Origin of the sequence: Citricoccus sp. NPDC079358, assembly GCF_040702545.1 — a bacterium.
Lineage (GTDB): Bacteria > Actinomycetota > Actinomycetes > Actinomycetales > Micrococcaceae > Citricoccus.
The window spans coordinates 28,821-54,772 of the sequence record NZ_JBFBLI010000012.1 but is presented as its reverse complement, the minus strand read 5'-3'; the positions used below and the strand labels follow the sequence as shown (position 1 = coordinate 54,772).

At 72.0% G+C, this 25,952-nt stretch carries 24 protein-coding genes; 7 read left to right on the top strand and 17 right to left on the bottom strand.

All coding sequences use genetic code 11. The annotated features are described in order from the left end of the window. Positions 1-69 precede the first annotated feature (69 nt). Positions 70-1,029: an ArgP/LysG family DNA-binding transcriptional regulator gene (locus AB0333_RS13880; protein WP_366219267.1), complete on the bottom strand. Its 960-nt coding sequence runs from the start codon at positions 1,027-1,029 to the stop codon at positions 70-72. A 70-nt stretch (positions 1,030-1,099) separates the two neighbouring features. Here AB0333_RS13880 and AB0333_RS13875 point away from each other — a divergent pair, with 70 nt between their 5' ends. Both AB0333_RS13875 and AB0333_RS13870 read left to right on the top strand, forming a co-directional pair. Next, the gene (locus tag AB0333_RS13875) at positions 1,100-1,984 is read left to right on the top strand and encodes a LysE/ArgO family amino acid transporter (protein ID WP_366219266.1); all 885 of its coding nucleotides are present in this window, start codon (positions 1,100-1,102) and stop codon (positions 1,982-1,984) included. An 89-nt stretch (positions 1,985-2,073) separates the two neighbouring features. Then, positions 2,074-2,724: an NAD(P)H-binding protein gene (locus tag AB0333_RS13870; protein ID WP_366219264.1), complete on the top strand. Its 651-nt coding sequence runs from the start codon at positions 2,074-2,076 to the stop codon at positions 2,722-2,724. A gap of 4 nt (positions 2,725-2,728) precedes the next feature. Here the strand turns inward: AB0333_RS13870 and AB0333_RS13865 are convergent, their stop codons facing one another. After that, on the bottom strand, positions 2,729-3,370 hold the full coding sequence (locus AB0333_RS13865; protein ID WP_115932380.1) for a maleylpyruvate isomerase family mycothiol-dependent enzyme: 642 nt from the start codon (positions 3,368-3,370) through the stop codon (positions 2,729-2,731). A gap of 57 nt (positions 3,371-3,427) precedes the next feature. On the opposite strand from AB0333_RS13865, the gene AB0333_RS13860 reads away from it, so the two are divergent. From AB0333_RS13860 to AB0333_RS13850, 3 genes are all read left to right on the top strand, one after another. Then, positions 3,428-4,324, top strand: coding sequence for a PhzF family phenazine biosynthesis protein (locus tag AB0333_RS13860; RefSeq protein ID WP_115932379.1), 897 nt, complete (start codon positions 3,428-3,430; stop codon positions 4,322-4,324). An 86-nt stretch (positions 4,325-4,410) separates the two neighbouring features. Continuing rightward, on the top strand, positions 4,411-4,743 hold the full coding sequence (locus AB0333_RS13855) for a carboxymuconolactone decarboxylase family protein (protein ID WP_115932378.1): 333 nt from the start codon (positions 4,411-4,413) through the stop codon (positions 4,741-4,743). A 133-nt stretch (positions 4,744-4,876) separates the two neighbouring features. Beyond that, complete coding sequence (locus tag AB0333_RS13850) at positions 4,877-5,332, top strand: NUDIX domain-containing protein (protein ID WP_366219263.1); 456 nt, start codon at positions 4,877-4,879, stop codon at positions 5,330-5,332. Positions 5,333-5,391: 59 nt separating this feature from the next. On the opposite strand, the gene AB0333_RS13845 is transcribed toward AB0333_RS13850, so the two are convergent. The 5 genes from AB0333_RS13845 to AB0333_RS13825 form a co-directional block, all read right to left on the bottom strand. Then, on the bottom strand, positions 5,392-6,453 hold the full coding sequence (locus AB0333_RS13845) for a DUF368 domain-containing protein (protein WP_366219262.1): 1,062 nt from the start codon (positions 6,451-6,453) through the stop codon (positions 5,392-5,394). Between the two features lie 84 nt (positions 6,454-6,537). Further along, on the bottom strand, positions 6,538-8,112 hold the full coding sequence (locus AB0333_RS13840) for an ABC transporter ATP-binding protein (RefSeq protein ID WP_366219260.1): 1,575 nt from the start codon (positions 8,110-8,112) through the stop codon (positions 6,538-6,540). Next, a complete protein-coding gene (locus tag AB0333_RS13835; RefSeq protein ID WP_366219259.1) occupies positions 8,109-8,981 on the bottom strand; it encodes an ABC transporter permease in 873 nt (290 codons plus the stop codon). The genes AB0333_RS13840 and AB0333_RS13835 overlap by 4 nt, the downstream gene beginning before the upstream one ends. Next, positions 8,978-9,970: an ABC transporter permease gene (locus AB0333_RS13830; protein WP_366219258.1), complete on the bottom strand. Its 993-nt coding sequence runs from the start codon at positions 9,968-9,970 to the stop codon at positions 8,978-8,980. The genes AB0333_RS13835 and AB0333_RS13830 overlap by 4 nt, the downstream gene beginning before the upstream one ends. A 30-nt stretch (positions 9,971-10,000) precedes the next feature. Further along, on the bottom strand, positions 10,001-11,707 hold the full coding sequence (locus AB0333_RS13825; protein ID WP_366219257.1) for an ABC transporter substrate-binding protein: 1,707 nt from the start codon (positions 11,705-11,707) through the stop codon (positions 10,001-10,003). A 152-nt stretch (positions 11,708-11,859) separates the two neighbouring features. On the opposite strand from AB0333_RS13825, the gene AB0333_RS13820 reads away from it, so the two are divergent. Continuing rightward, entirely contained in the window at positions 11,860-12,537 is a 678-nt protein-coding gene (locus AB0333_RS13820) for a DinB family protein (protein ID WP_366219255.1), read from the top strand. A 5-nt stretch (positions 12,538-12,542) separates the two neighbouring features. On the opposite strand, the gene AB0333_RS13815 is transcribed toward AB0333_RS13820, so the two are convergent. The 6 genes from AB0333_RS13815 to AB0333_RS13790 all read right to left on the bottom strand — a co-directional run bounded on the left by AB0333_RS13815 (position 12,543) and on the right by AB0333_RS13790 (position 20,322). Next, a complete protein-coding gene (locus AB0333_RS13815; protein WP_366219254.1) occupies positions 12,543-13,445 on the bottom strand; it encodes a VOC family protein in 903 nt (300 codons plus the stop codon). A 62-nt stretch (positions 13,446-13,507) separates the two neighbouring features. Further along, positions 13,508-14,323, bottom strand: a complete 816-nt coding sequence (locus AB0333_RS13810; RefSeq protein ID WP_366219253.1) for an AraC family transcriptional regulator — start codon at positions 14,321-14,323, stop codon at positions 13,508-13,510. Between the two features lie 77 nt (positions 14,324-14,400). Further along, a complete protein-coding gene (locus tag AB0333_RS13805) occupies positions 14,401-14,853 on the bottom strand; it encodes a VOC family protein (protein WP_366219252.1) in 453 nt (150 codons plus the stop codon). A gap of 186 nt (positions 14,854-15,039) precedes the next feature. Next, on the bottom strand, positions 15,040-17,859 hold the full coding sequence (locus tag AB0333_RS13800; RefSeq protein ID WP_366219251.1) for an FtsX-like permease family protein: 2,820 nt from the start codon (positions 17,857-17,859) through the stop codon (positions 15,040-15,042). Positions 17,860-17,862: 3 nt separating this feature from the next. After that, positions 17,863-18,654, bottom strand: a complete 792-nt coding sequence (locus tag AB0333_RS13795) for an ABC transporter ATP-binding protein (RefSeq protein ID WP_366219249.1) — start codon at positions 18,652-18,654, stop codon at positions 17,863-17,865. A gap of 195 nt (positions 18,655-18,849) precedes the next feature. Continuing rightward, positions 18,850-20,322: an FAD-dependent oxidoreductase gene (locus AB0333_RS13790; RefSeq protein WP_366219248.1), complete on the bottom strand. Its 1,473-nt coding sequence runs from the start codon at positions 20,320-20,322 to the stop codon at positions 18,850-18,852. Positions 20,323-20,499: 177 nt separating this feature from the next. Here AB0333_RS13790 and AB0333_RS13785 point away from each other — a divergent pair, with 177 nt between their 5' ends. Continuing rightward, entirely contained in the window at positions 20,500-21,960 is a 1,461-nt protein-coding gene (locus AB0333_RS13785) for an L-lactate permease (protein ID WP_366219247.1), read from the top strand. 6 nt (positions 21,961-21,966) lie between these two features. Here the strand turns inward: AB0333_RS13785 and AB0333_RS13780 are convergent, their stop codons facing one another. The 4 genes from AB0333_RS13780 to AB0333_RS13765 form a co-directional block, all read right to left on the bottom strand. Next, positions 21,967-22,845, bottom strand: coding sequence for a response regulator transcription factor (locus AB0333_RS13780; protein WP_366219246.1), 879 nt, complete (start codon positions 22,843-22,845; stop codon positions 21,967-21,969). A 114-nt stretch (positions 22,846-22,959) separates the two neighbouring features. Continuing rightward, positions 22,960-24,234: a histidine kinase gene (locus AB0333_RS13775; protein WP_366219245.1), complete on the bottom strand. Its 1,275-nt coding sequence runs from the start codon at positions 24,232-24,234 to the stop codon at positions 22,960-22,962. Further along, positions 24,231-25,439: a nitronate monooxygenase gene (locus tag AB0333_RS13770; protein WP_366219244.1), complete on the bottom strand. Its 1,209-nt coding sequence runs from the start codon at positions 25,437-25,439 to the stop codon at positions 24,231-24,233. Before AB0333_RS13770 ends, AB0333_RS13775 begins: the two co-directional genes overlap by 4 nt. Further along, positions 25,436-25,870, bottom strand: coding sequence for a hypothetical protein (locus AB0333_RS13765; RefSeq protein WP_366219242.1), 435 nt, complete (start codon positions 25,868-25,870; stop codon positions 25,436-25,438). Before AB0333_RS13765 ends, AB0333_RS13770 begins: the two co-directional genes overlap by 4 nt. Between the last annotated feature and the right edge of the window lie 82 nt (positions 25,871-25,952).

The window sequence follows — 25,952 nt, the reverse complement described above, 5'->3', positions numbered from 1 at the left end:
GAGAGGGGAAGATCTGGGCTGGCCTGAGGGCCGTCCGGAGTTCCCAGTCCACACCATCGCCGTGACTCTTCACACCATGTTGCGTGCCGCCTGCTGCACGGCGGCGGTGAGCCGGTCCAGGGCCTCGGTTCCGGCGGACCAGCGCTGCCAGTGCAGTGTCACGCGTGACTGGCCCAGTTCGGGGATGGCCACCAGGTCTGGGTGGGTGCCCTCCAGGACACCCTCGGGCAACTGGCCTGCCGGGATCATGCCCCAGCCCAGTCCCGCGGCCACGGCGGCGTTGAACCCGCCGACGGTGGGGACCTGGTGGAGCGGGGGCCCGGCGTCGCCCATCCCGTCGCCGCCCATCCCGTCGCCGACCGCGCCCGTGCCACCTGCTCCAGCATCGGATGGCCGGCCGGACTGGCCGGCGCGCCACGCGGCCAGCCGGCTGCGCTGCAGGCTGTCCCGGGTGCCGAACTCCTGCACGGGAACGGCCCCGAAATCCACGGACCCGTCCTCGCGGCGGTACCGGTCCAGCAGAGCGGACGCCGCCACCGCGTGGTAGTCCATGGCGCCCAACTCCATGGAGAGACAGCCCGAGACCGGGGCGGGGTCCTCGGTGATGGCCGCGATGACCGTGCCGGAGCGCAGCAGCTCGTGCGTGTGCTCCTGGTCCTCGAGGTGCAGTTGCAGCACTGCGTCATCCCATGTGGCAGCCTGCCGCAGCACCTCCACGAACCAGGTCGCCATCGAGTCGGCATTGACCGCCACGGACAGTACCGAGCGTCCACCGGTGCCCTGACCGAGGGATCGCCTCGTCTCATCCTCCAGCACCGCCACCTGCCGGGCGAGGCGCAGCATCCGGTCCCCGGCGGACGTGGTGCCCACCGGAACCGTGCGCGTCAGCAGAACCTGACCGGCGTCCTTCTCCAGGGCTTTGATGCGCTGCGAGAAAGCGGAACCGGAGATCCGCAGGGCTGCGGCGGCAGCGTCGAAGGTCCCTTCGTCCACGGCGGCGGCCAGAGCTCGTAGGTGATCGGTGTTCATGAAGCAAAGCTTAATACCCTGAAGGATAAGTAGGTGGAGCGGATCATCCGCGCCGTCCTACCGTGGCCGGGTGACGATCTTCCTAACCGGTCTGCTGACCTGCCTCGCCCTCATCGTGGCCATCGGTGCCCAGAGCCTCTTCATCATGCGCCAGGCCATTCGACGCGACCGGCTCATGCTGGCCCTCGCCGTCTGCCTGGTGGGAGACATTGTGCTGATCACGGCCGGGACGGCCGGCGTCGGCGTGATCACCGAGAACGCACCGTGGCTGCTGGAGGTCCTCAAGTGGGGTGGCGTGGCCTACCTGCTCTGGTTCGCCTACTCCTCCTTCCGCTCGGCCTTCGGCTCCCGGCGCTCCATGGCCGTGGAGCCCGACGACGGCGCGCACCCGGTCGCGGAGGGTCCAGAAGACGGTGGGGACGGCCGTGGTGAGGACCGCAGTGAGGATCGTGGCGACGAGCACGACGAGCACGACGAGCACGACGAGTGCGACCGTGAGCCGGTGCTGGTGGGTGCCGGAGCCGGCGTCGGGAACTCCTCCGCGGCCGGCGGGGAACCCCGAGGCACGCAGGAAACGGGCCCGTCCACGGGAACGATGGCGATGGTCTCGGCCCCATCGAAGCTGTCCGTGAAGTTGCACCGTGGTTCGCATCCACAGCGGGCCCTGACCCCCGCGCTCACAGTGGTGCTGACGGCACTGTCCGTGTCCTTGCTGAACCCGCACGCGATCTTGGACACGGTGGTCATGCTGGGCACGCTGGCCAACTCCTACGGGGCCGAGAAGTGGGTCTTCGCCGGCGGCGCCCTGGCCGGCTCGGCGATCTGGTTCCTCACCCTGGGCTTCGGCGTCCGCGCACTGGCCCCGCTGCTGGACACCCCGCGGACGTGGAAGATCGTGGACCTCGTGGTCGGTGCGGTCATGCTCTTCATTGCCGGTTCGCTGGCCTTCGGGTGATCCCGCACCGTTTTCCGTGTGACGGGAAGAAACCTCACCCCCGCACTGTTCCCCCTGAGGATGGACACGTCGTCGAACAGGAGCACAGCATGAAGATCGGCATCATCGGGGCCACCGGCATGGCCGGACAGGAGATCTACCGCGAGGCCGCGCGCCGCGGCGAGGAGGCCGTGGCGATCGTCCGCGACGCCGCCAAGGCGAGGGAACTGCTGGGGGCCGAGGCCACCGTCGTGGAGAAGGACGCCTTCGACCTGACCGCCGCGGACCTGGCCGGCTTCGACGCGGTGGTGGATGCCTTCGGCACCTCGCCGGACCAGGCCCACACCCACAACGACCTGACGCGCCAGCTGGTACAGGCGGCGCCAGCCTCGGATCAGGCGTCCCCGCGGCTGCTGTTCATCCTCGGTGCCGGTTCCCTGACCAATCCGGAGACCGGCCGGCTCGCGATCGAGGACATCCGGAAGGCTCCTGGCTCCGAGGCCTGGATCAGCATCCCCGAGGCGGCCCTGGAGCAGCTGGAGTACCTGCGCGCCGTGGACTCGGTGGACTGGGTGGGGGTCTCCCCGCAGATGATGTTCACCCCCGGCGAGGCCACCACGCCGCAGTTGGGCCAGGACTCCCTGCTGACCGCCGCGGACGGGGGATCCCACACCACCGCCGGCACCATGGCCGTGGGCATCCTCGACGAACTGCAGAATCCGTCCTACCGCAACACCCGGTTCACGGTCTCGGACGCCTGACCCCTCAGCGGCGCTGGGAGGGTTCGTGGCCGCGGGCGTCGAAGTCGAGCGCTCCCGCCCCGCGGAACCGCTCGGCGGGAACCGGTCGCCCGGCCATGGCCATGATGAGGTCCAGGGCGGTGCCCTCCACCTCCGGGCCGGCACCCACCCAGTGGTGCACGTCCCGGGCCACCAGGGTTAGCCCCCGGGCGCGGGCCTTCGAGGGGACCGTGAAGTTCGAGGACTCGAAGAAGTCGAGCAGCGTCACCAGGACCTCGTCCGGGTAGGTCCGGCGCAGGCCCAGTGGCACGCGGATGTCCTCGCCGTGGATGACCACCTCGCCCAGCCAGGCCTGCAGGGTCCCGTTCGGCGAGACGGTGGAGTCAATGGTGGCGCGGAACTGCTCCAGCGTCCCTGCCGGCGTGGCGCCCAGCCGTTCCTCGAGCCGCCGCTGGTTGTGCCTATCCGCATTGAACCCCGCCCCCACGATGCTGCGGATCCACGCCCAGAAACCGGTCGAGGCCCCCGCCGTCAGGTGCGCCACGGCCTGCTCCACCGTCCACGCTGTGGACAGGGTGTGCAACTGCCACTGCTCCTCGTCTAGGCCCGCCAGGTCGTCCGCGAGTGCCGCGCGTTCGGTGTGGATGAGTTCCCAGAGGTGGTTCACGGTCCCACCTTAGGCCACAGGGCACGGCGTCATCCGGGCCGAAGCTACACTCGGCGCATGGACCAGCCCGCGGCCCCCGCGCCACGCCTCACCACGCGCCCCTTCTCCCAGGTCAACGTGTTCTCCGCGGAGCCGCTGGCCGGTAACCCGGTGGCCGTGGTGCACGCGGCGGACGGGGTGGCCGAGGAACAGATGGCGGCCTTCGCCCGGTGGACCAACCTCTCCGAGACCACCTTCCTGCTCACCCCCACGGATCCCGCCGCCGACTACCGGCTGCGCATCTTCACCCCGGGTGGCGAGCTGCCCTTCGCCGGCCATCCGACGCTCGGCTCGGCGCACGCCTGGCTAGTCGCCGGCGGCCGCCCGGCGACGGAGGGGCGGGTAGCGCAGGAGTGTGCGGCGGGCCTGATCACACTGCGCCTGGAGCAGGGGGACGGACGAGCCCACGACGCCGGCCGGCTCGCCTTCGCCGCCCCGCCCCTGGCGCGCTCCGGTCCAGTAGACCCCGCCGACGTGGACCGCGCCCTGACCGAGGTGGGGCTGGAACAGACCGACCTGGTGGACGCGGCCTGGGTGGACAACGGCCCCGGCTGGATGGGCCTGCTGCTCACGGATGCCGAGGCCGTGCTCCGCGCCGCCTCGCAGGCCGGGTCGGAACTGAAGATCGGCCTCGTGGGACCGCACCGGTCCGTGGCGGCCCCGGCCGACGTCGAGGTCCGTGCCTTCGTCCCCGGCCTGGGGATCCCGGAGGACCCGGTGACCGGCAGCCTCAACGCGGGGCTGGCCCAGTGGCTCATCGGTGCGGGGCGGCTGCCAGCGCGGTACGTGGCCGCGCAGGGCACGGCCCTGGCGCGCGCCGGACGGGTCCACGTGGAGCAAGACGCCACGGACCCGGAGACCATCTGGGTGGGCGGGGACTGCGTCACGGTGCTCGACGGCACGGTCCGGATGTAGACCAGCCGGTAGACCGCGCTCCCCGGCCCATGAGAGCATGACGCCCACCGGGACCTACCCCTCAACAGATCGGAAGGACCATCCCCATGACGACCCATTACCACTCCCCAGAAGACCTCGACCGGCTGAGCGAGTACAAGGAACTGGCCGGCCCCGAGTTCGCCGCCTATGCCAAGTTCGATGGAAGCATCGGCCGGGAGGGCGGGGCGATCGACCTGCTGAACCGTGAGCTCATCGCCGTGGGTGTCGCGATCTCCTCCCAGTGCCCGTACTGCATCCAGGTCCACGTCACTCAGGCGAAGAAGGCCGGCGCCACCAAGGCTCAGGTCGCCGAGGCGAGCATGATCGCCGCCGCCCTGGGAGCGGGCGCGGCGGTCACCCACGGGACCATGGCGTTCCGCCTCTACGACGAGGCCTGACACTCCGCGGCCCTCGGCGGCAGAGCTCGTCCCGCCCTGTCCGCGCCACCGTCCCGGAGCGCCTACCGCCGGGTACAACACGCCCTCGCTGACATTTTCAACCTTTTCGCGGCGGCCGCGAGAAGATGGGGGGATGCAGAACTCAGTTCCGGACGGATCCAGCGCCACCCAGCCGATCGAGGTTGCCGCGGTGGTCCTGTACCGTCCGGACGGCAAGGTGCTGACGGTGCGCAAGGCCGGCACCACCATGTTCATGTTCCCCGGGGGCAAACACCAGGACGACGAGGTCCCGTTGGACACCGCGATCCGCGAGCTGGCGGAGGAGACGAGTCTGGCCGTGCCCCCGGAGGACCTGGAGCACATCGGTGCCTGGGACACCCCGGCCGCCAATGAGAACGGGCACCAGCTCCACTCGGAGGTCTTCGTCCTCCTGCGTCCGCTGGCCCGTAACGAGGTCCCGGAGGCCAACGCCGAGATCGAGGAACTGGTTTGGATGGACCCGGCCGCCCCGGAGGCCCCGGCCGGCCACGGCATCGCGCCGCTGCTGCGGGCAGTCTTCCCGGATCTGGCGCGTCGCCGCCCGTTTTGAGCCGGTTCTGAGCCGCCCGTTCTGACCGCGGTTGTACGCAGCTGGCGGTCGCCCCCGGCTCAGCCCCTCACGGCGCCGGTGTGCGCGTCGTGCTCGCGCAGGAACCGCCGCTGCACCCGGGCGTCCACCACCAGCAGGAGGGCGACCACCGCGAAACCGGCCAAGGCCAATAGGGTGGCCGGGCCGGCGTCGTCCCCGGGGGTGAAGAGCCCCCGAGCCTCATCCTGCCAGGGCCACAAGGTCCGCAGCCCGCCGATCATGACACCGGTCAGGATCGCCAGGGTGATGGTGTGGTGGTGGTCCAGCAACCACTTCAGCAGCTTCACCACCACCACCATGCCCAGCGCCATGCCGAGGGCGAAGACGCCCAGGTAGGCGAGGTCGAGCTCGTCCACGGCGCGCAGCGTGGGCTCGTAGAGGCCGAACGTCAGCAGCAGAAATGAGCCGGAGAGTCCCGGCAGCACGAGGGCGGAGACGGCCACCATGGCCGCGGGCACCAGCACCAGCGGGTGCGCCTCGACCGAGGCCGGCGGCAGGGAGACCAGCAGGAAGGTGGCCGCGGCGGCGGCCAGCCCGCCGATCAGGTGGACTGGCCGCAGGCGGACGTCCCCGGGGTCCCTGCCCACCGCGACGCGCCGGAACCGCTCGGTGGCCAGGCCCTGCAGCATCATCCGGAACGGCACGGCCACGGAGGCCAGCACCATGCCGAAGAACAGCGCGCGCATCAGCACCGGGTGGTTCTCCATGGCATCCGCCATGGGGCCGGCCACCGTGAACACGGCGACCAGCATGCCGAGGGCCACGGGAAGGACGACCTTCCAGTGCACCAGGCGCAGGTGACCGGCGGCACCAGCCCGGCGGTCAGGCCCGGTGATGAGCCGGCGGGCCGCGGAGATCACGTGCGCCGCGGAGTCGATGATCTGGTGGTAGATGCCCACCACCAGCGCCACGGTGCCGCCGGAGACGCCCGGAACGGTCTCCACGGTGCCGATCAACGCCCCGCGGACGAGGTTGCCCAGCAACGACGTCGGCCGCTCGGCCGGGGCTGCGGTTGGATCCGCGGTTGGGTGGCCGACTCGGTGTTCGGCGGTGGGATTGGCAGGGGAATCGGCACTGGACATGGAGCGGTGGACCTCCGGGGTGGCTGCGGGCCGTACGACGGCGGACGGCCCCTGAGTCTACCGACTCGGGGGCGTCGGCCTGTCTCACGGCAGGGGTGGCCGTGCCTCCAGCAGTGCGCGGGTGAACGGGGCGCTCGGCTGGGCCCAGACCTGTTCCACGGGTCCGTGCTCCACGACCCGCCCGCTGTGCATGACGGCGACCGTGTCACAGACCTGGCGGATGACCGCGAGATCATGGGAGATCAGCACCAGTGCTGCGCCGGTGCGGTCCTGCAAGTCGGCCAGCGTCTCCAGGATCGAGGCCTGCACCGTGACGTCCAGGGCGGAGACCGGCTCGTCCAGCACGAGCACGGCGGGCTCGGCGGCCAGGGCCCGGGCGATCGCCAGCCGCTGCCGCTGACCGCCGGAGAGCGAACGGGGGCTGCGGTGCAGGACGGAGGCCGGCAGCCGGACCAGTTCCAGCAGCTCCGTAGGCGTGCGCGCGCTGCCGGACAGGCGCAGCGCCGTGCGCAGGATTCTCCCACCGTCCCAGCGCGGGTCGAAGGAGCCCAGCGGGTCCTGGGGGACCAGCCGGACCAGGTGGCGCCGGGGCCGGCGGTGCCGTTCGGGCAGCTCGCTCCACGGCTCGCCGGCCAGCTCCACACGGCCGGCGTCCGCCCGTTCGGCGGCCACGAGGATCCGCGCCAGCGTGGACTTCCCGCTGCCGGACTCCCCGACCACCCCGAGCGCCTGGCCGCGGCGCACGGTCAGGTCCACGCCGTCGAGTGCCTCCACTGTGCCGCCGCCGGGCAGCCGGTAGCGCCGGCGCAGCCCCGTGGCGCGCAGCACCTCCGGGGCCTGCTCCGGGACCGGTGGCCGCTGCCCAGGGCCCCGCGGGACGGCGGCCACGAGGGCCCGGGTGACGGGGTGAGCCGGCCGGCGCAGCACCTGCCCGGCACTGCCGGACTCGACCACGCGGCCGCCGTCCAGCACCACCACGTCGTCGGCCAGCCGCGCCACCGCGCCGAGGTCGTGGGTCACGAGCAGCACGGCCGTCCCCTCGTCCCGCAGCCGCCCGAGCAGCTCGAGCACGCCCCGGGCCACCGTGGCATCCAGGGCGGTGGTCGGCTCGTCGGCGACCAGCAGCTGCGGCTCGGAGACGATCGCCGAGGCGATGAGCGCGCGCTGCCGCATCCCGCCGGACAGCTCCCCGGAGCGCTGGGCGGCCCTCGTCTCCGGCTCGTCCAGGCCGGCGTGGGCCAGGGCCTGCAGCACCCGGCGGCGGCGTTCCGGCCGGCGGGTCCCGCGCAGCTGCAGCGACTCGCCCACCTCGGCGCCCACGGTGCGCAGCGGGTCGAGCGACTGCAGGGCGTCCTGCAGCACGAAGCCCACCTCGGCGCCGCGCAGTTTCCGCCAGTGCCGGGCGTCCGCCCCCGTGACGTCCTGCCCGGCCACCGTGAACCGCTCGGTAGAGACCCTGGCCGGCGCTCCGCCCTCCCCGGCGAGCCCGACGAGGCTGCGCGCCAGCACGGACTTGCCGGCCCCGGACCCGCCGACCACGGCCAGGCAGCGCCCGGGCTCCAGCCACAGGTCCACGTCCCGCAGCACCTCCCCGACGCCCGGGAAGGAGACGGTGAGTCCGGCGACGTCGAGGACCGGGGTCACGCCTGCGCCCCTCATGCCGGCTCCACCGCGCTGAGCCGCCGGCCGAGCATCGTCAGCGCGGCGGCGGCCGCCGTGATCGCCAGCCCCGGCGCCACGGTGAGCCACCAAGAGCTGGTGATGTGCAGCCGGCCGGCGTTGAGCATGGCCCCCCACTCCGGGGAGGGCGGTAGCGCGCCGAGACCCAGGTAGCTCAGGGCGGAGACCCACACGATCGCCTGCCCGATCCCCAAGGTCCCCACGGCGATCAGCGGCCACAGGGTGTTCGGCACCACGTGGAGGAAGAACGCTTCGGGCGCGGACACCCCCTCCAGCCGGGCAGCGGTGACGTAGGGACTGTGCACCACGGACTGGGCGCGGGCGCGCAGGATGCGGGCGTAGCCGGGGGCGGTGGCCAGGCCCACGGCGAGCACCGAGGGGCCCACTCCGGCGCCGAGCACCGAGACCAGCAGCAGGGCGAGCACGAGGCTGGGCAGCGCGAAGAGCACCTCGATGACCCGGCTGAGCGCACCGTCGAGCCAGCGTGGGCCGAGGGCGGCGCCGAAGCCGAGCAGCAGCCCGAGACCCAGCCCGATCGCCGTGGCGGCCGCCCCGACGCCCAGCGACTGGCCCGCCCCGTGCACCACGCGCGTGTAGACGTCCCGCCCGGAGGCGTCCGTGCCGAAGACCGCTCCCGGCCCCGGCGGCTGATAGGCCTGCGCCGGTGCGACCGCCGTGGGGTCACCGGGGGCGAAGAGGCCCGGGACCAGGGCGGCGAGCACCACCAGGAGCACGACGCCGGCGCTCACCATCCCGCCCGGCCCCAGGTTCGCGGCCCAGCGTCTTGCCCACCCACCCACGGCGGCGGCCCGGCCCTGCGACCGGCTGGCCGTTTGCTGCCCGCTCACGAGACCACCTCGCCCTCGGGTGCCGTCCGCACGGCCTCGACCCGGCCCCGCAGCCGGGGGTCGACCACCCGCTCGAGCAGGTCGGCCACGGACATGACCACCACGTAGCCCAGGGCGATGACGAGCACCACGCCGATCACCAGCGGCACGTCCCGGGCATGCGTGGCGTCGATCAGCAGGCGGCCCAGGCCCGGCCGGCCGAACAGGGTCTCCACCACGACGGCCCCGGAGAGCAGCGAGCCGAAGGCCCATCCGGACAGCGCGATCGCCGGCAGTGCGGCATGGCGCAGCGAGTGGGCCCACAGCACCCGCCGCTCCGAGGCACCCCGGGTGCGGGCCGTCGTCGCGAAGGGCGCGGCGTGCGCCTCCTCCAGGCCGTCCCGCATGACCTGCCCGAGGAATCCGGCCACCGGGACGGCCAGCGTCACGGCGGGCAGGAGGAGTGAGCGCAGGGAGTTGTCGCTGCTCGTGGCCGGCAGCCAGCCCAGCCCGCCCGCGAAGACCGCGATCAGCACGGCGCCCAGCCAGAAGTGCGGCATGACGGAGGCCACCACCTCGCCCCCGCGCAGCAGGCCCACCGCGCGGCGGGCGATCGGCCCGCGGGCGCTAACCGCCAGGGTGGCGACCGCCAGCGCGAGCGCCCAGGCGAGCACGAGACCGAGGCCGGCTAGGGCGAGGGTCCCGGGCAGCTGGTCCCCGATGAGCTCGGAGACGGGCAGACGCCGCGCGTAGGAGTCGCCGAGCTGGAACGTGACGGTCCGGGCCAGCTGCAGCAGGTACTGCACGATGAGCGGCTCGTCGAGGGAGTACTCCTGCCGCACCCGGGCCATCGACTCCTCGCTCGCCTGGGAGCCGGGGCCTCCGAGGATCGCCTCCGAGGGGTCCCCGCCAGCGGCTCGCAGGGCGAAGAACACCACGGTGGCGACCACCCAGGCCACCAGGGCCGCCGCGGCCAGGCGGCCGAGTAGCCAGCGCAGCACGGCCCTCATGCCGTGTCCGTCCGGCCCCGCCTCACGGGATCACGGCTGTGTGAGCTGGGCGTTGATGAAGGTGGGCGTGGCCACCGTGCCGAGGGTCGTCACGCCGGTCACCCCGCGGGTGAGGAAGTGGTTCTGCTGGTCGTACAGCGGCAGGATGTAGTAGCCCTCCAGCACCGTCCGCTGCGCCTCCTCGTACAGCGCAGCGCGCTGGTCCGGGTCGGTGATCCGGGCGGCCTCCTCCAGCGTGGCGTCCAGCTCCTCATCCGTGACCTGGGAGAGGTTGGCGAAGTAGCCGGACGGTGCGGGTTCGGTACCGGCGGAGTGGTAGAGGGTCCGCAGCACGTCCGGGCCGACCTTGGTGTACGGGGCGCTGACGGCCTCATACTGGTTCTCGCCGCCGTCCTCGGGCGCGGCCAGGGCGCCGTACCAGGCGGACAGGTCGAGCGGCGTGAGGATGACCTCGAAGCCCACCTCGCGGGTGTTGGCCTGGATCTGCTCGAACAGCGCCTGCTCGGCGGCCACCGACTGGTTGGTGCTCACCGGGAAGCGCACGGTCAGGCGCTCGCCGTCCTTGACGCGGTAGCCCTCGGCGTCGGTCTCGTCCCAGCCGGCCTCGTCCAGGAGCCGCTTTGCGGCCTCCGTGTCGGTGCCGAAGAGGGAGGGGTCGCTGTAGGCCATCGGCTCGGCGCTGGACAGCGGCGAGTGGGACCGGGTGGCCACGCCCTGGTAGAGCGACTCGATACCCGGGTCCACGTCCGCTGAGCGGACGAACGCCTCGCGCACCCGCTCGTCGTCGAACGGGGCCTGCCCGGAGTTGAGCTCGATCCGGTTCACGGAGCCGGGCCGGGGCGCGTCCAGGTGGCTGACCTGGTCGCCGGCCGCGCCGTTCTCGGAGGCCACGATCGCCTCCGGCTCGGGGTTGTCGATGACGTGGACCTCACCGGACTGCAGGGCCGCCCAGCGGGTGGCCGGGTCCGGCAGGAACCGCCACTCGATGCGCTCGAGGTGCGCGGCGCCGTCGTGCTCCGCCTCCGGCCCGTGGGAGGTGTACTCCTCATTGCGCTCGAGGATCACGTGCTGCTGGGGGACCCACTCGCTCACGGTGAAGGGGCCGGTGCCGATCGGGGCCGCACAGTTCTCCTCCATGCCCCGCTCGATCCCGGCGGGGGACTGCATGGCGGTCCACTGCATGCTCAGCGACTCCAGCAGCGCCGAGTCGGGCTCGCTGAGGTGGAAGCGCACGTGGGTGGCGTCCACCGGCTCGACCTCGTCGATCTTCTGCACGGCGAGGAAACCGGTGGAGGAGGCGGTGTCCGGGTCCTGCAGATGCTCGATGTTTGCCTTCACGGCTTCGGCGTCCAGCGGCGTGCCGTCGGTGAAGGTGATGTCCTCCGCCAGGGTCAGGTCCCACGTGAGGCCGTCCTCGCTGACCTCCCAGTCCGTGGCCAGCCAGGGCTGGATCTGCCCCTCCGCGTCCCGCCCGACGAGCGGCTCGAGGTACTGGGTGCTCAGCAGCGCCTGCGGGTAGTTGCCGCCCACGTGCGGGTCCAGGCAGGTCGGTTCGGCGTCCCCGGTGGCGTAGATGAGGGTGCCGCCCTCCACGGGCTCTCCCGCACCGGCATCACCGTTTCCGGAGCCGCTCTCACCGCCGCTGCAGGCCGCGAGCAGGAGCGTGAGCGCCGCCGCGCCGGTGGCCAGGCGGACTCCGCGACGGCGGGAAACGGGGGACAGCCGGGTATCGGCCATAGGGACATGCACCTTCACTCGAGATTGACACATCAATCGTAGGCGAGCCGCCCCGGGCGGATTCATCCGGCGTCATGCCGGCCTGGCGCACACCTCACGCAACGCCCACCGAGGATGGCGGCCGGCCCCGTGGGGATGCCACCATGGCCGGCATGCCCAGTGAACTCCCCGCCAGCCCGATCGGCGCCCGCCCAGCTCCCGCCCGCCCGCCCAGCGGCGCCGAGGAGGACGGCGGCGTGAAGGCTGTCCTGCACTGGTACCTGAGGAACTCACGCAGGGACCTGCGCTGGAAGCTCGAAGGGCTCACCGAGCGCCAGCTCCGCACCCCCGTGACCCCCACCGGCACGAACCTGCTGGGAGTCTTCAAGCACGTCTCCTCCGTGGAGGTCGAGTACTTCACCGGTTGCTTCGGCCGGCCCTCGGGAATCGAGATGCCCTGGTTCGAGGACGGCGCCGAGCCCAACGCGGATATGTACGCCACGGCCGAGGAATCGGTGGAGTGGGTCTTCGCGCTGGCGGACCGCTGCGCCACAGCGTCTGATGCGGCGATCACCGGGCTGGACCTGGCCGCCGTCGGGACCGTGCCGTGGTGGAGGAACGGGACGGTGACGCTCGGCCGGCTGCTGGTGCACATGGTGGCCGAGTACCAGCGTCACCTGGGGCACGTGGACATCGTGCGGGAACTGCTGGACGGTGCCGCCGGCCTGGCCCCCGGCAACTCCAACCTCCCCGGCGAGGGAGACGGCGCCTCGGCGGACTGGTGGTCCGGGTACACCGAACGGCTGCGGAGGATTGCCGAGGCCGCGCCGGACGCGCTGCCGCACCCCTGAGTCCGCTATCCGGCCGGCAGCTCCGAGATCTGGAACGTGGCTCCGGCCGGATCGGCCACGGTGGCCAGGCGGCCGAAGGGGGTGTCCATCGGGCCGTCCACCACGGTCCCGCCCTGGGCCCGGACCAGGTCCGCGGCGGCATCGGCGTTCTCGACGATGAAGTACGGGCGCCAGTAGGAGTCGGTGCCCTCGGGGAACCAGTCGCGCGGGGCATCGCACAGTCCGGCGGTCGCGGCCTCACCCGGGTGGTTGTTGGCGTAGCGCCCGCCCTCAGCACCGCCGCCGGCAGTCCCGGCGTCGCCGCCCGCGTCTGACTGCCCGTTCGGGCTGGCGCCGGCCTCCGTGCCCTCGCCGACCTCCTGGCCGTCGTCTCCCAGCAGGGTCGGCTCCCATCCCCAGACGGTGCGGTAGTACTCGGCATCGGCGTCATAGTCGAAGCTCATGACCTCGAACCAGACCGGGGCACCGACGGTGCCGTCCAGGACGAAGCCCTCGAAACCGTCCGCCTGCCAGATACCCATGCACTCCCCGCCGGGCGTGACCACCACGCCCATCGACCCGAGTCCGGGCATCGGCATGGCGGGGACGATCACGTTGCCGCCCGCCGCGGCGGTGTCCGTCAGGGACCTCTCGATGTCATCGCTCTTGAGGTAGACGGTCCACGCGGCCGGCTGCCCGGCCTCGGACTCCATCTGGGACATGGCGCCTCCCACCGCGTCGCCGTGGTGGGTGATCATGTGATAGTTCCCGAAGTCCGGGCCCATGTCCTCGAACTCCCAGCCGAACAGGGACTGGTAGAAGCCCTGGACGGCGGCGAGGTCCGGGACGCCCAGGTCCACCCAGACGGGAGATCCGGAGGTGAAGCCGGAGTGAGAGGTCCTGGCGGCGGGGCTGGTGTTCTCGGTCATGACGGACTCCTGGGGTCGGTGCAGGGTGGCGAGGTCGGTTGGCCTCGTCGGGCTCGAAGGGTTCAGGCCGGTGATCGGTACCGAGGCACCATCGACGGCAGTGCACTGAGCATGGGGAACTGCCACGGAGCCGCGACGTTCAGGCTCAACGCGACGGTGGCGGGCGCCGTGAGCGGCTGGGGATGGATGCCTACGGCGGGGCGCGGGTTGGCCAGGTGCTCCACCGGTTCCGCGGTGGCCGGCACGGCCGTCGCCAGCAGCCACGGTGCGGAGACGACCAGGGGCAACCGGAACGAGCCCTCGCCGAGGCGGAGGACGCCGGTCACCGGCAGGCCGGCCGGGGAGGGTGCCGGGTAGAAGCCGATCCAGACCAGCGCATCCAGGCCGTGACCACCGCGCAGGTGGGGTGGCAGGCGGACGGTGCCGTGAACGGTCCCGAGCTGGCCGGTGGCGGGGTTGGGGACCCCCCGGGCCAGGTCGGCCTCCGTGACGCCGGGTGGGAGGACCGTGAACGGGGACAGCGTGGTGGTGGCCAGGGCGTCCGCCAGGCGGCGCAGTTCCGAGGGCGCCACGCCCACCGCGTCACGGAAGCGGCGCGTGAACGTACCGGGGGAGGAGAATCCCACCTCGTGGCAGACGTCCACCACGGAATGGTCCTCCGTCAGGAGTAGCTCCTTGGCCCGGTGGAACCGCACTCCGGCGAGGAAGCGGTTGGGGGTGACGCGCAGCTGCTGGGCAAACATCCGGGTGAAGTGGAACTGGCTGTAACCGGCGGCATCGGCCATGTCCGCGACCGTGATGGGCTCGGTGGCATGGGCGGCAATGAACCGGGCGGCCCGCTGTGCCGCGGCCTCGAGCTCTCCGTGCTGGTCTTTCACGGACCTAGTGTGGTGGCGGGCCACGGTTGCTGTCAGCATGTCATGTGCTCCGGACCCTGGCGGGGGCGGGCCGGGGTTCAGCCGGCCGGCATCTCCGAGGACATCCAGAGGATCTCCCACTGGTGGCCGTCCGGGTCCGTGAACGTGCGTCCGTACATCAGGCCGGCATCCACCATCTCCTGCGCGGGGTTCGGGTCACTGGGCGGAACCTCGGTGGCCCCGGCGGCCAGGGCGGCTTCCACGAAGGGGTCCACGTTCTCCCGGGCCGCGGCGTCCAGCGCGATGATCGCCCCGTTGGCTGCCTGGGTGTCCGCCACCGGCTTGCCGTTGAGGAAGCGGGCGTAGAAGTCCCGGGGCAGCAGCATCACGGTGACGTGCTGGCTGAAGGAGAGCGAGAGGGCGTTCTCATCGGAGTAGTCCTCCGAGATGCGCACCCCCACCGCGGTCCAGAACGTCCTCGCCGCCGCCACGTCCTGGACAGGCAGGTTGACATAGATGTTCGAGCCGATGCCCGCACTGGTCTGGTTCATGGAACCGACCCTAGGACCGTGTGGTCCCCGGGCCGACTCCAATCCTGCGCAGCCCGCCGGTTCAGCCGGGGAGCAGCCTACGGAGACACGTCTGGTAGGGAGGACACGCCGACAACGCGGGGACGTTATCGGCGTGTCCTCCCTACCCACGGGGCGCCGAGAGGGGCCGACGGGCTGCGGCGCGGATCAGGCCAGGGCGAGCCCCTGCACCGGGGCCAGCTTGGCCGCCCGCTGCGAGGGGGCCACCGAGGCGAGCAGCCCGGCCAGCACGGACACCGCCACGATCACGGCCAACTCCCACCAGGGGACCACCGGCCAGACGATCGACTGACCGATCCCGGCTGCCATCGGCCCGAAGACCGTGTGGGCACCCAGGCCGCCGTAGACGGTCCCCAGGGCGCAGCCGATCAGTGCCGCCACCCCTGAGATCAATACGGCCTCCAGCGCCAGCATGCCGCGGAGCCCGCGCCGGGTCAGACCCAGGGCCCGCATCAGCGAGTTCTCCCGTGAGCGCTCGATGGCGGACAGGGACAGGGTGTTGGCCACACCGATCAGGGCGATCAGCACCGAGACGGCGAGCAGGGCCGTGACCACCATGAGCATCCCGTCGATCACCACGGAGAACAGCAGCCGGAGGCTCAGGTCCCCCGAGATCTTGTCCTGGGAGACTCCGGCCGCCTGGGCGATGCCGGTGTTCAGCTCCTGCAGGCCGTCCATGGTGACGGTGTCCGAGGCGTTCAGCCAGAGCTGCGGTGCCGTGGCGGCCACGGCGGCGGCAGCAGCGTTGCCCGCCGCGGCACCGTCCCCGGTGCCCGTCCCGGCACTGGCGCCGGCGTTCTCCGGCAGACCGATCGACCGCGCGTCCTCGAGGGAAATCACGGGCCGCACGGCCGAGGACGCGCTCTGGATGACCTCGAGCTCGAGAGACCCGCTGGTGCCGGTGACGGTAACAGTGTCCGCTTCGACGGTGCTGGCCATCAGAATGGTGCCTGGCTCGCCGAGCCGTTCGGCGCCCTCACCCTCCGGCAGGCCGGAGACGACGGACCGCAGGTCTGCGGCGTCCGCGGCATAGACGGGTGTGCCGGCGTCGGAATCGTCGCCCGAGGCCGCGCCGTCGCCCGCCGCAGGCTCGGTCACACCGGCCGGCAGCAGCAGCGCTGCGGCGTCGATCCCCTCCACCTGCGCCACGTTGTCCCGGGCCGTCTGGGCCTCGGCGGCGTCCAGGACCGCGGCCGGCGATCCGTCACCGGACGCGGCGGCGTCGATGGGAGACTCGTTGCCGTTGCCCGGTATGAGCTCCACCTGCAGGTCCACGGGGAACTCCGTGGCGAAGATGGTGTCCATCTGCTGCTGGGCGGTGCGCCCGCCCGTGAGCATCATGGCCACCAGGGTGGTGCCGATCAGCAGGGCCGCGGCCGTGGAGGCGGTCCGGCCCGGGTTGCGCGTGGCGTTGAGGCGGGCCATCCGGCCGGGCACCCCGGCCGGGCGAGCCGCCAGTCCGGCCACGGAGACGACCGCGGGCACGAACAGCACGGCGAGCATGAGCACGCCCACGAAGGATAGCGCGCCGCCGGCCACGGCGATCGCGAGGTTGGCCTCCGCTGCGCCCCAGACCAGCCCGGCTGCGCCGACCGCCAGGAACAGGGAGCCGAAGACCAGGCGCAGCACACCGGCCCGGTTGCCCACGGCGGCGTCCTCGCGCGGACGCATGGCCTCCAGCGGGGAGACGCGCGTTGCCGCCAGGGCGGCGGACATCGAGGCGAAGACCGTCATGACCATGCCCACGGCCACACAGGCGAGGAGGTCACGGGGGTTGGCCTCGAAGGTCAGGAACGCGAAGCCCTCGTTGGTGGAGCCCCAGAGGACGAGGGCCGCCACGATGCCGCTGGCCAGGGCCGAACCGATGATCGCACCGAGGATGCCGATGACGCCGGCCTCGACCAGCACGGATCCGCGCACCTGCCGGCGGGAGGCGCCCAAGGCCCGTTGCAGCGCCAGGTCGCGGGACCGCTGGGCCACCAGCACGGAGAAGGTGTTGGAGATGACCAGCGCGGTCACGAGCAGGGCGATCACGGCGAAGGCACCGAGCACCCACACGAAGACGTTGGAGCCGGTCATCTGAGCGACCTGTTCCTGGGCCTGCACGTCCGGGGTGGCCACCGTGACCGACATCCCCTCGGTCTCGGCGAACTCCTGCAGCGCGGCCTGGACGGCGGCCTGATCGGCCCCGTCCTTGAGGCTGATCAGGACGTACTCGGCGTAGTCCTGGCCGAGGATCTCCTCCGGGTCGACCGCCCCCTCGCCGGTGGCACCGGCCTCGGGGGCCATCGCCTGGACGGCGTCGAGCTTCAGGGCCTCGGCGAGGGCGCCGTCCATCTTCAGCTGGATCGCGCCGATCGCCGCGGGATCCTGGGAGACCTCCGTCAGCCCGGACACGGTGACCTTGCGGCCGGCCGCGTCAGCGGACATGCCGGACATCAGGAAGGTGGTGGAGCCGACGTCGAGCCCGAAGTTCTCGGCGGTGCGCTCATCCAGGGTGATCTCCGTGGTGGAGCCGCCGGCAGGATACTCGCCGGCCGTGAGCTGCTCGGCCACCAGAGAGGTGTCCTCGGGGACGGTGGAGGCCATGGCGAAGTCGGAGTCGGGGCTCCAGGTGCCCTGGCCCTCGGCGTCGGAGGGACGCTGGACGCCCACGGAGGAGACCACGTGGGCGTAGGCATCCTTCACCCCCTCCACGTCCTGCAGGGGGCCGGGCTCGGCGGAGGTCCCCGCCACCTCGGCCATGGAGGTCATGGCACCGAACCTGTCGCCGGAGCCGGAGGACGGGCCGACCACCAGGTCGGCCTTGGAATAGGTGGCGCCGATGGAGTTGCGCAGGCTGGCCGTGGAGGAGGAGCCCACGAGCAGGGCGGACGCCAGGAACGTCACGCCAATGGTGATGGCCAGCAGCACCGAGATATAGCGGCGTGGCTGGTCCCTCAGTTGGGACAGGGCGAGCTTCAGCATGGCTCAGGCGCCCCCTGCCATGTTCAGTTTCGCGAGGGAGGCCAGCACGTTGTCCGGGGTCGGGTCCGTGATCTCGCCGGCGAGCTGGCCGTCCGCCAGCAGGACCACGCGGTCGGCGTAGGCGGCGGCGGCCGGATCGTGGGTGACCATGATGATGGTCTGGCCCATCTCCCGGGAGGAGCGGCGCAGTAGGGAGAGCACCTCGGCACCGGTGGCGGAGTCGAGGTTGCCGGTCGGCTCGTCACCGAACACCACGTCCGGGCGGGTCAGCAGGGCCCGGGCCACGGCCACGCGCTGCTGCTGGCCGCCGGAGAGCTGGTGGGGCTTGTGCTTGAGGCGGTCCGTCAGCCCGAGGATCCCCACGACGTCGGCCATCCAGGCCCGGTCTACCGGCTTGCCGGCCAGGTCCAGGGGCAGCACGATGTTCTGCTCGGCCGTCAGGGTGGGGACCAGATTGAAGGCTTGGAAGACGAAGCCGATGCGGTCGCGGCGCAGGCGGGTCAGCTCGGTGTCGTTCAGGCCGGTGATCTCCTGGCCGCCGAGCACGATGGAGCCGGAGTCCGCGGTGTCCAGCCCGGCCAGGCAGTGCATGAGGGTGGACTTGCCGGAGCCGGAGGGACCCATGATGGCGGTGAAGCGGCCCTCGGCGAAGTCCACGTCCACGCCGGCGAGGGCGTGGACGACGGCTTCGCCCTTGCCGTAGGTCTTGACGAGGCCACGGGCGGAGATGGCGGTTGAGGGGGTGTCCGGGGAAGCGGGAGTGGTGGAGGCGATGACGTCCGTACTGGTATCCATGACACCTACTCAACCGGTTTCACCGCCGCCACGGATCCACCGACGGGCCCGTTCCGTGGTCAATCAGGGTCATCCTCAGGGATGACTCGGGGTCCTCCCGGAACACCGCGCTTCCAGATCACCACTGAGTCTCACGAATTGCCCCCGAACCTGTGATGTCTGGGGCAATTCGTGAGACTCAGTTGTCAGTTCAGATCAGTCCAGCGGTTCCAGCCCGCCGAGCACTTCGTTGAGGGCCTCCGTGGCGGAGGGGTGGGTGTAGATCGAGTCCCGCAGCTCGGTGGCGGTGACCCCGTGGCGCATGGCCAGGGCCACCAGGTTGATGACCTCCTCGGCGTGGACGTGCTGCAGGGATGCCCCGAGGAGGAGATCAGAGGCGGTGTCCACGACCACGGAGATCAGCCCACGCGGGTCACCCTCGATCTTCGGGCGGGGCATCGCCGCGATGTCCGCGACCTTCTTCGACGCCACACTCAGGTGCCGCCCGTTCTGCGCCGCCCAGGTCTTCGCTTCGGTCAGGCTCATCCCCACGCGCGCCAGAGGCGGGGTGAGGAACATCGTGTACGGCACGGCCACCCGGTCATCCAACGAGCGTTGACAGCTGCCGGACAGCTGATCCGCCACGATCCGGTAGTCATCCAGGGAGGTGTAGGTGAACATCTGCCCGCCCGTGACGTCGCCGATCGCGAACACCCCCTCGGCCGAGGTCCGCAGGTACTCGTCCACCTGCACGAACCCCTGCTCATCCGTCACGACGCCGGCCACGTCCAGTCCCAGCCCCGCGGTCGCCGGGGTGCGGCCGAGGGCCAGCAGCACCGCGTCCGCCCCGACGGTTTGCTCCTCGCCGTCCACCTCGAAGGTGACGGTGGCCCCTGCCGCTTCGCGCTCGTCGGCGGGGCCGGACGGTCCAGGGTCGATCGCGGTGACCGAGGCACCGGACCTGAAGCTCACCCCGTCCTCCTCCAGGATCGCGACGGCGGTGCCTGCCACCTCCTCGTCCTCGTGCTTCAGCGGGCGGGCACCCCGGTCCAGGACGGTGACCTCGGAACCGAAGTGGGCGAACATGGAGGCGAACTCCAGGCCCACATAGCCGCCACCGACCACGACCAGCCGCCGGGGGAGCGGGTCGACGTGCTGCAGGGTGGTCGAATCGTGGAGGGCCCCGCCACGCTGGACGGCGTCCCCGAGGTTGTCGAGGTCCTCCAACCCCGGGATCGCCGGGATGGTGGGCACGGAGCCGGTGTTGATGACGACGGTGTCCGCCGTCAGCACCAGGGTGTCACCACCCTGGTCCACCGTGACCTCCCGCGGGCCGGTGAAAACCGCGTGCCCGGACACCAGCAGCACCGAGTCCACGGTGTCCAGCATCGAGTGGTTCTTGGCTCGCAGGGCGGCCGTCAGCGTGTCCCGCCGTTGCACCGCCTGGGAGAACCAGGAGGCCGGGTCGTCCTCCGGCCGGCGCGCGCCGGCGTCGTGCACCAGAGCCTTGGTGGGCACGCAGGCGACGTTGATGCAGGTGCCGCCCACCATCTCGGCGTCCTGCTCGACGAGCGCGACGCGCCGACCGGACCGGCCGACCGCACCGGCGAGGGTCTTGCCGCCCTTGCCCCAGCCGATGACGAGCAGGTCAACATGTTCACGGTGCGGATGCTGGGTGGTGGCTTCCATGGGTCCTCCTGATCCGGATGAGTGCATGACGCTGAGTCACGGTCCCTCTCCACCGTAGACCCGGCCGTGGCTCCGGGGTCCGCGGTCAGGGGTAGCATTCGACGGTGCGGGAACCGAGTCCGGATCCCGTGAACAGGGATGTCCAGCAGAAAGTGGAGGCCGTCAGTGGATGTGGTCATGGCGGCGCTGCCGATCGTGCTGACCCTAGGACTACTCCCGACGAAACTCCCCTCCTGGGTGGCTCCCGGTGCCGGTCTGATGGCCGCGCTGGTGATCGCCGTGGCCTGGTTCGCCACCCCCTGGGGTGACCTGGGGGCGGCCTTCGGGGGTGGTGCCGGGACGGTCGTGGAGGTGCTGGCCATCATCGGCGGTGGCATCCTGCTGGCCCGGGTCATGGACCGCACCGGCGGTCAGCAGCGGATCGCGATCTGGCTCTCCGCCGGTGGCGGACCCACCGTGTCCACGGCGCTGCTGATGGTGACCGGCGTGGTGCCGTTCCTGGAGTCCGTGACGGGCTTCGGGGTCTCGGTGATCATCGGTCTGCCGCTGCTGCTGGCCCTGGGGTTCACGCCGCTGCGGGCGGCGCTGCTGTCCCTGCTCGGCCTCACCGTGGCGCCGTGGGGGTCCATGGCCCCGGGCACCCTGCTCGGCGCCGAGATCGCCGGTGTCCCGCTGATGGACATGGGCCTGGCCTCCGGCGCCTTCAACATCGTGGCCTTCGTGGGAGGCGGCACCCTGGCCGCCATCGTGGCGGGGCGTGGCTCCCGCGAGGCGGGAGTCCACCGGGGCGGACTGACGTGGAAGGCCTATGCCGTGTGGGCCGCCACCGGGTTCACCGCCGGACTCGTCCAGGGCTCGGTCGTCGTGGTGGCCAACCTGCTGCTCGGCACGGCCGTGGCCGGCGCCGTCGGCTCCCTGGTCATGGCCGCACTGTGGGCGGTGATCATCAGCCGGGGCAAGCTCCAGCCCACCCCCTGGCGGTACCTGTCCCCGTACCTGATCCTGCTCCTGGGGACGATCGCCGGCCAGGTCATCGAGCGCACCCTGCTGCCCAACGGCATCGGGGCCGTGCTGGGCTCTCCGGCCCTGTGGTCCATCAGTGGTGCCCTCGCCGGTGTGTGGATCCTGGCCATGGAACGGCACCACCGTTGGCTGCTGCCGCGCGAGACTGGGCGGATGTGGCTGGGCACGGCCATCCCGACGGGGCTCTACCTGCTGCTGGGCTACGCCATCTCCGGTGGTGGGCTGGCGGACAGCCTGGCCGCTGCGCTGACGTCCCTCGGGGGTGGATTCCTGTTCCTGGTGCCCTTCATCGGCGGCCTCGGCGGCTACATCACCGCCTCGAACACGGGGGCGAACTCGATGTTCGGCGGCACTCAGACCGCCGCCGCCCATGCGCTCGGGGTGGAGCCGCTCTGGGTGATGGGCGGGCAGAACGCCGCCGCCGGCCTCGGCTGCCTGACGAGCCCCGCCCGGATCGAGCTGGCCTACCGGCTGGCCCAACCGCACGTGCGGGAGGACACCCCCGGGCGGACGCTCAGCCGTGGCGCCCTGCTGCGGGTCACCATGCCGTTCTTCCTGGCCTGCCTGGTGATCTGGGGCTTCGCCTGCCTGCTGTTCCTGCCCGCCGCGGGATGATCGCGGCTACGGCCTGACCAGTCCCGCCCGGTAGGCCGTCACCACGGCCTGCACGCGGTCCCGGGCCCCGAGCTTGGCGAGGACGCGGCCCACATGGGTCTTCACGGTGGCCTCCGAGAGGAACAACCCGGCGGCGATCTCCTGGTTGGAATCGCCGCGCGCCATCAGCCCGAGCACCTCGCGTTCCCGCGGCGTCAACGAGTCCACGGCGGCCGTCTCCCGCTGACGCCGATCGTCGGCGGCCTGGTCACGGCGCAGGGTCGGCGCCATGTGATCCAGGAGCCGTCGCGTGGTGGAGGGCGCGATCACCGCATCCCCGCGGTGCACCGTGCGGATCGCCGCGAGCAGCTCCTCCGGCGGAGCGTCCTTCAGCAGGAAGCCGGACGCCCCCGCCTCGATCGCCTCCAATGCGTATTCGTCCAGATCAAACGTGGTCAACACCACGACGCGCGGTCCCTCCGGTGCCCCCGCGGTGGCACCTCCCAGCGAACTCGGGGGGTCCGTACGGCCACCCTCCGGCCCGCCCGGCGTGGCGCGACCACCCGAGCCGGGGCGGCCGGCCGCAGCCGGTGCTGAGCCGGCGGAGCCCCTGGAGCTGACGCCCGCAGCGGTCGCAGCGTCGGGTGACCGGCCGGCGTCGGGCACCTGGGGCAGCAGGGCGCGGGTGGCGGTGATGCCGTCCATCTGCGGCATGCGGATGTCCATCAGCACCACGTCTGCGCTGCGGACGGCGGGGGAGGCCACGGCATCCCGGCCGTTCGAGGCCTCGGCTACGACCTCGAGGTCCGGCTGGGAGTTGATGAGCATGGCCAGGCCGGAGCGGACGAGTTGCTGGTCGTCCACCAGGGCCACGCGAATGGGTGCGGAATGCGGGGTCTCAGTCACGGTTCCATCATCTCCTGTCCGGCTCTTCGCGCTGTCCACACCCAGAGGACATGTCCCGTGGGGGACCCGGTGGGGCGATGTCCTCTGGATGAGGACGGAGGTGCAGCAGCGGCATCAGATCTCCTGGTACGGGACTGCGGCATGGACGGAGAAGCCGCCACCCTGCCGGGGACCGGCCTGGACTGTGCCGCCGAACAGGGCGATGCGTTCGCGCAGGCCGAGGAGGCCCTGCTGGGAGCCCTTGGTGGACTCCGAGGCGGCTGCTCCGCGGCCGTTGTCCGTGACGTCGATCGCGAGACCGGTGTTGGTCCAGCTCAGCAAGACCGTGGCCCGGGCATTCGGGCCTCCGTGGCGAACGGTGTTGGTCAGGGACTCCTGCACGGCGCGGTAGGCCGCCAGCTCGCCGCCGGTCGGCAGCGGCCGGCGGGCGTTGCCGACCACGGAGTAGTCCACGTCCAATCCGGTCAGCCGGATGGTGTTGATCAGGTCATCGAGGTCCACCAGCCCGGGCTGCGGGTGGAACTCGGTGGCCTCCGGCCCGCGCAGCACGCCCAGCAGCCGGCGCATCTCCCCGAGGGCCTTGCGGCCGGTCTCGGAGATGGTCCCCAGGGTGTTGACGGCCACCTGCGGGTCATGCGCACCGGCGTACCGGCCGCCGTCGGCCTGGGTGATGATGACCTGCAGCGAATGGGCGACGATGTCATGCATCTCCCGGGCGATGTGGTTCCGCTCGTCCGCGGCCGCCAGCTCGCGTTCCTGGGCCGCCTCCACCTCGAGCTGCCGGGCCCGGTCCCGCAACTGCTCCATGGCCAGGCGGCGGGTGCGGGCGAGGTCGCCGAAGGCCCAGGCCGCCAGCACGATCGCCGCGGCCCCCACGGCGAAGGACGCGGCGATCACGGCCTGCTGGGTGGGGTCGCCATACATCGACGCGTTGTTGGAGATCAGGTCCGCGCCCGGATCCAGGAAGGACGGCGGGGCGTAGGCTATCTTGAGCCCGTTGAGCACGGCCCCGGCCATCGCCGTGCCGAGTCCGGCGAACGAGGCCCATCGGGGCCCGTTCGCAGCGAGGTTGTGCACCATCATCGGTACGATCACGATCGAGGGCAGCAGGTCCGGGCCGATCAGCAGCTGCATCAGGCAGAAGAACACCGTGATGCCGGCCGCCAGCACGGGCCGCCACCGGCGAATGGCCCACGGGACGAGCTGGCCGACCGAGATGATGAATGCCAGTATCTCCCAGCCCATGGACGACGCGCCCGAACCCGACATGGGGGCCGCAGCCCCGATCGACAGCGTGGAGAAGAGGAGTACCAACACGCACGCCACCAGCACATCCGTGATGACCGGGTGTTGGCGGAAGAAGGTGTCGATCCGGCGCAGCGGGTTCACGGAGCGAGATCCCCCAGGATCTCCGCAGCCGGTGCCACCCGCGTCCGGGCGGCACCGACGCCGGCCCACAGGCTCACGGCCTCCGCGTCACCGGCCGCGGTGGCCGCCGCCCGCAGGGGCTGGGTCAGGACGTTGACCTCCGGATAGGCGGCCGGGGCGTCGATGTGGTCCCGCATGAATCGGTTCTCCAGGCCCCGCGCCCAGCGCCCGGAGAACGCGCGGGTCAGCGCAGTGTGGGCGGAGCCGTCGCGCCGGGCGAAGCCGGTGCCGGCGGCGGCCTGCTCCAGGGCCTCGCGCTGCAGGGCGGAGGTGCCGGCCTCCTCGGCGCGCAGGAACGCGGTGCCGCACTGGGCGGCGGTGGCCCCGGCGGCCAGCACGGCACGCACCGCGTCGGCGTCCATGATCCCGCCGGCGGCGAAGAGCAGAACCTCGGGCCCGACGCCGGCACGCACCTCGGCGAGCAGCTCGGCCAGGGCGGCGGTGCCGGGGGCGGCCGCGGGGTCGTGGACGGAGCGGTGTCCGCCGGATTCGGGCCCCTGGGCGCTGAGCACGTCGGCGCCGTGGGCCAGGGCGGCGGCTGCCTCCTGGACGGTGGTCACGGTGACCCCGAGGACGCAGCCGGCGGCGTGCAGGCGGTCGAAGACCTCGGGCGCGGGCAGGCCGAACGTGAAGGTGACGAGGGGCCAGGCGCCGGCCTCAGCAGCCGCCAGCTTGGCGTCCCAGCCGTCCATCGCGTCGGGGTCCACGGCCGGGCTCCGGGCGGGCGGGGCGTCAGCGCCGGGCAGATCCACACCGAGGACTGCCGCCTCGGCGAGCAGCGTGGAACGGTAGGCGGCCACCTGGGCCGCGCGCCGGCGTCGTGCCTCGGAGCCTGGTGCCTTGCGGGCGGTGGGGATGGCGGTGTTGGCCGGCTCGGGGACGAAGAGGTTGACCCCGACGGCCCGGTCCGTGAACCTGCGGACCGCCTCGACGTCCTCGACGAGCTCGTCCACCGGACGCATGCCACCGGCCAGGAAGCCCAGGCCGCCGGCCGCCGAGACCGCTGCTGCGAGCTGCCAGGTGGAGGGTCCGCCGGCCATCGGAGCGGCGACGACGGGCACCGCGGGCGGGATGAACCGCGGGATGGTGCGCCGGGCAGTGTCGGGCGCTGCCGACGAGCCGAAAGGAGAGCCGGAGAGCGGGGTGCCGGGTGAATCAGAGCTCATGGGTGGATTCTGGCACGGAGTGCGAGCACCTGCGTGATGCCGGCCGTGGCGAGCCCCAAGACCAGCATCGAGGCCAGGACGATCTCCTGTCCGGCCTCCGTGAACTGGGTGAGGAACGTGCCCACGGCGATCATGGCGAGCAACATCCCCAGCAGAGCCGGGCCGCGGCCGGTGGACTTCGAGCGGGCGGGGCCGGTCTCGGCGACCGAGTCGGTGATGTCAGCGGCGTAGCTGGAGGCCGAGATGACGTGGTGGGCAGGCTCGATCATGCCGTCCGAGGCCGGGATCGTGATGACCCGGAGGTCCTCGGCGGGGGAGGCAGAGGGGGTGGCGGCGGTGCAGTTGGCGGTGCAGTCAGCGGCGGGGGCGGCGGTGCAGTCGGCGGTGGCAGAAATGGACGTGGAGGCGGGGATCAGGGTCGGCGTGCTCATGTTCTCCAGAGTGCCCGCCGGGAGGGCTGCCGCAGAAGACACCGGAGGGTGAACCTGTGGCCCGCGGTGTACAACCAGGGGA

Bases quoted from the DNA above. Each gene is read 5' to 3' on its own strand.
- AB0333_RS13765 (WP_366219242.1), bottom strand. From the start codon at position 25,870: ATGAGCACGCCGACCCTGATCCCCGCCTCCACGTCCATTTCTGCCACC.
- AB0333_RS13845 (WP_366219262.1), bottom strand. From the start codon at position 6,453: ATGTCCAGTGCCGATTCCCCTGCCAATCCCACCGCCGAACACCGAGTC.
- AB0333_RS13805 (WP_366219252.1), bottom strand. From the start codon at position 14,853: ATGAACCAGACCAGTGCGGGCATCGGCTCGAACATCTATGTCAACCTG.
- AB0333_RS13820 (WP_366219255.1), top strand. From the start codon at position 11,860: ATGCCCAGTGAACTCCCCGCCAGCCCGATCGGCGCCCGCCCAGCTCCC.
- AB0333_RS13840 (WP_366219260.1), bottom strand. From the start codon at position 8,112: ATGAGGGGCGCAGGCGTGACCCCGGTCCTCGACGTCGCCGGACTCACC.
- AB0333_RS13790 (WP_366219248.1), bottom strand. From the start codon at position 20,322: ATGGAAGCCACCACCCAGCATCCGCACCGTGAACATGTTGACCTGCTC.
- AB0333_RS13815 (WP_366219254.1), bottom strand. From the start codon at position 13,445: ATGACCGAGAACACCAGCCCCGCCGCCAGGACCTCTCACTCCGGCTTC.
- AB0333_RS13785 (WP_366219247.1), top strand. From the start codon at position 20,500: ATGGCGGCGCTGCCGATCGTGCTGACCCTAGGACTACTCCCGACGAAA.
- AB0333_RS13860 (WP_115932379.1), top strand. From the start codon at position 3,428: ATGGACCAGCCCGCGGCCCCCGCGCCACGCCTCACCACGCGCCCCTTC.
- AB0333_RS13855 (WP_115932378.1), top strand. From the start codon at position 4,411: ATGACGACCCATTACCACTCCCCAGAAGACCTCGACCGGCTGAGCGAG.
- AB0333_RS13850 (WP_366219263.1), top strand. From the start codon at position 4,877: ATGCAGAACTCAGTTCCGGACGGATCCAGCGCCACCCAGCCGATCGAG.
- AB0333_RS13825 (WP_366219257.1), bottom strand. From the start codon at position 11,707: ATGGCCGATACCCGGCTGTCCCCCGTTTCCCGCCGTCGCGGAGTCCGC.
- AB0333_RS13800 (WP_366219251.1), bottom strand. From the start codon at position 17,859: ATGCTGAAGCTCGCCCTGTCCCAACTGAGGGACCAGCCACGCCGCTAT.
- AB0333_RS13770 (WP_366219244.1), bottom strand. From the start codon at position 25,439: ATGAGCTCTGATTCACCCGGCACCCCGCTCTCCGGCTCTCCTTTCGGC.
- AB0333_RS13795 (WP_366219249.1), bottom strand. From the start codon at position 18,654: ATGGATACCAGTACGGACGTCATCGCCTCCACCACTCCCGCTTCCCCG.
- AB0333_RS13830 (WP_366219258.1), bottom strand. From the start codon at position 9,970: ATGAGGGCCGTGCTGCGCTGGCTACTCGGCCGCCTGGCCGCGGCGGCC.
- AB0333_RS13870 (WP_366219264.1), top strand. From the start codon at position 2,074: ATGAAGATCGGCATCATCGGGGCCACCGGCATGGCCGGACAGGAGATC.
- AB0333_RS13880 (WP_366219267.1), bottom strand. From the start codon at position 1,029: ATGAACACCGATCACCTACGAGCTCTGGCCGCCGCCGTGGACGAAGGG.